The 534-nt window shown below is 43.8% G+C and carries 1 pseudogene; it reads left to right on the top strand.

The features are described from left to right. A pseudogene (locus tag AC5KOD_RS02355) lies at positions 1-381 on the top strand (vWA domain-containing protein); the annotation flags it as partial. Between the last annotated feature and the right edge of the window lie 153 nt (positions 382-534).

Raw genomic sequence — 534 nt, 5'->3', positions numbered from 1 at the left:
ACCCATGAGTATCAACTTGTGACAGGATCAAGTTTAACTGATAAACCAGCGGAGATTACGGCCAACCTCTTTACTTCTATGAGACTGAACGCGGGGAAAGATAGGATTAATTTATCTGACCGTCTACCAGAGTATTATCAGTATGTAGGTGCGATTGCAACTACGACCTCAACGAATTTAGGAACGGCTCATTCATCTACGACAGGCACGATGACTAAAGCAATGCCAATCGTTCTTGATTATAGCCAAGCATCGGAGTATTGGGTGACGGTCTTTATCCAACCCAAATTAGGCACGAACTCGGCAGGTAAACCAGAAACCTCCCCACGGCCTTATAGCTGGGATTACAAGACCAATGAACTAGGAAAGATTGTCCCGTAAGGGAACACGAACAGAATAAGAGCACATGAGAGACTCATGGCTCTTATTTTGATGATAAAGAAATGAGGAAAGATAGGATGACACACCGAACTAAACGAGTCAAAATAGGACTACTGACCGCCATGAGTCTTTTGATACTGGCAGGCTGTAACT

The sequence above is a fragment of the Vagococcus sp. WN80Y genome (assembly GCF_059621045.1).
This window is presented reverse-complemented; position numbering and strand designations above follow the sequence as displayed.